Source organism: Paenibacillus sp. 01T422 (genome assembly GCF_056398785.1).
Map to the genome: position 1 here is coordinate 1 of NZ_JBFTQB010000863.1, position 2,781 is coordinate 2,781.

The 2,781-nt window shown below is 45.8% G+C and carries 2 protein-coding genes; both read right to left on the minus strand.

The genetic code is table 11. The features are described 5' to 3' along the window. Positions 1-976: ABC transporter permease (locus AC1DUA_RS32575; RefSeq protein WP_477503679.1), on the minus strand; the 976-nt coding region annotated here is incomplete at its 3' end. A 16-nt stretch (positions 977-992) separates the two neighbouring features. Next, positions 993-2,471, minus strand: a complete 1,479-nt coding sequence (locus tag AC1DUA_RS32580; protein WP_477503680.1) for a sugar ABC transporter ATP-binding protein — start codon at positions 2,469-2,471, stop codon at positions 993-995. Between the last annotated feature and the right edge of the window lie 310 nt (positions 2,472-2,781).

Sequence of the window (2,781 nt, forward strand, 5' to 3'; positions counted from 1 at the left end):
GAATGTCTGCATACACCGCAAGTAAAACCACAATACCAACAATTACGGTTTGCCATTCTTGGGGTACGGACAAAATCCTTAATCCATTGGTCATCACACTCATAATCAATGCTCCAATTACGGTTCCCAAAATAGATCCCTGTCCGCCACTTAACGAAGTTCCCCCGATAACGACTGCCGCGATGGCTTCCAATTCATACCCCATCCCAAGCGCAGGTTGGGCGGAGTCCAGTCTCGAAGCGATCATGACTCCCGCAATACCGCTAAACAATCCAGTTAATACATAGATTGAAATTTTCCAGAAGCGGATGTTTACGCCGGATAATCTCGTTGCTTCCTCATTGCTGCCTAATGCAAAGTTATAGCGTCCAATAACCGTCTTCGTCAGCACCAGACTTGAAATAATGGCAAGTCCGAAGAAGATCAGAATAGCATTCGGAACTGCAAAACCCGGAATCACCTTCTCCAACGCTGTGCCCATCACGATTTCACGGARTGCAGGCGTTTCATTGAAGTAAATCGGTTTCGCATGCGAAATCACAAGCGACAAGCCTTTCGTCATCATCATGACAGCCAGCGTCGCAATAAATGGTGGAATATTCATCTTGGCTACAGCAAAACCGCTGAACAATCCACAAAGGACACCTGTTATAATCCCTGCCAGAATCCCAACGGGAATTGGTAAATGCCAGTTCGTAATGAACACACCCGTCATCACGGCAGAGAAGGTCATCACAGTACCGACACTGAGATCAATGCCACCAGCAATAATAACAAATGTTGAGCCCAGCGCCAGGACGCCGATGACAGCAGTTGATAAGAGAATCCCGACGATATTCGTGAATTGCAAGAAATTGCTGGAAGAGACAGAGAAGATAATAACTAAAAGCGCTAAGCTGGCGAAAGCTAACAATTTCTGGGTTGCTGCTGTCTTTGGAATGATTGGCTTTGAAGATTTCAAGCTGCTTAATTGCATGGTTGTCCATCCTTTCTTACTTGCGGCTTGTCGCTAATTTCATAATCTCTTCTTGGTTGGCTAGATCCCCTGGAAGCTCACCGGTTATTCTGCCTTCGCACATCACCAGAACACGATGGCTCAATCGCAAAATTTCGGGCAGTTCAGAGGAAATCATCAGAATAGCCTTTCCTTGCTTGGCTAACTCCTCAAGCAGTGCATAAATCTCCGATTTGGCCCCCACATCGATACCTCTTGTCGGCTCATCAAAGATGAGAACCTGGCAATCACGATGCAGCCATTTCCCAATGACGACCTTTTGCTGATTGCCTCCTGACAGAAACTTAGCTTTCTGCTGGACGCTCGGCGTTTTTATTTTCAAAGATTCCACATATTGGCCTGATACTTGCTCGATGCGACCATCTTTCATCCATCCGAAGCTGTTACGGAATTTCTTCAAGGATGGCAGCGCAATGTTCGCCCCAAGCTCCATATCCACGACAAGCCCGTATCGCTTACGATCTTCGGAGAGATAACCAATTCCGTGTTTCACCGCATCATGGGTTCCGCGAATATTCACTTTCTTCCCGTGCACATACACTTCGCCAGTGTCCATACGGTCTGCGCCGAAGATAGCTCGTGCCATCTCTGTTCGGCCTGCTCCCATTAGACCGGCAACACCCACTATTTCACCAGCATTCACGGTAAAATTGATATCTCTGAAGGTATTCCCTCTGCTCAGATTACTGACTTCCAGGACCGTACCCAGCGATTGGGTATGCAAGCTCGGCCGCTTCTCAACAACGATTTCCCGGCCAACCATCATCGAAATGATCGTATTCATGGACGTATCCTGCGTCTTCACCGTAGTGATGTAACGGCCATCCCGCATGACAGTTATCCGGTCGCTAATTCGCCTCAGCTCTTCCATGCGATGAGAAATATAAACGATGCCTACACCATTCTGGCGCAGCTTCTCAATCATCCGGAATAGTTCATTAATTTCCGTTTCCGTCAGCGCCGCAGTAGGTTCATCCATGATGAGCACCTCGGAGTTGAATGATAAAGCTTTGGCGATTTCAATCATTTGCTGTTTGGCTACACTTAGCTCCGATATTTTCATACGCGGATCCAAGCTCAGATTCAGCTGCTCCAGAAGCGCACTTGTGTCATCATTTATTTTCTTCTCATCTAATAAAAATCTCAGTTTTTTTCGCGGCTCCCGGCCAATGAACATATTTTGAGCTATGCTCAAATCAGGGATTAGATTGAGCTCTTGATGAATGATACTGATGCCTAGCAGTTGAGCTGATCTGGTATCAGGGATCTGGACCTCCTTCCCTTTCAACAAGAGACGTCCGCCGTCTTTCTGATATATGCCGGTTAGGATCTTCATCATTGTCGACTTTCCAGCACCATTCTCACCAACCAAGGCATGGACCTCACCTGGATTTAAGTCAAATTGGCAGTTGGAAAGCGCTTGTACGCCGGGGAAATATTTATCAATACCTTCCATTTGCACGAGTGGATGTATCACTTCTGTTATTCACCTCAATGTCGTTTACTGCTTTTATCTTAGCTGTAAACGCTTCAATTGAGAGTGGAGTATTTTCATAAAAAAGTCGAAAAATTACCGATATATGGGTGAAAGATATAAAAAAAGAAGCATCCAAGGACGTACCCTCAGATGCTTCTCTTCCCAATCGATTTTCATCGCCTATCTTCTATTCAGCTTGAATCCAGGTAATATCTTTTTGCACTAGCTGTTCCTTCCACTCTTTCGGTGCGTCCACATTGCTAACAATAATATCGATCTTGCTCAAATC

What these genes read in the sequence shown, in the direction of transcription:
- AC1DUA_RS32580 (WP_477503680.1), bottom strand. Translation starts at nt 2,471, where the DNA reads ATGGAAGGTATTGATAAATATTTCCCCGGCGTACAAGCGCTTTCCAAC.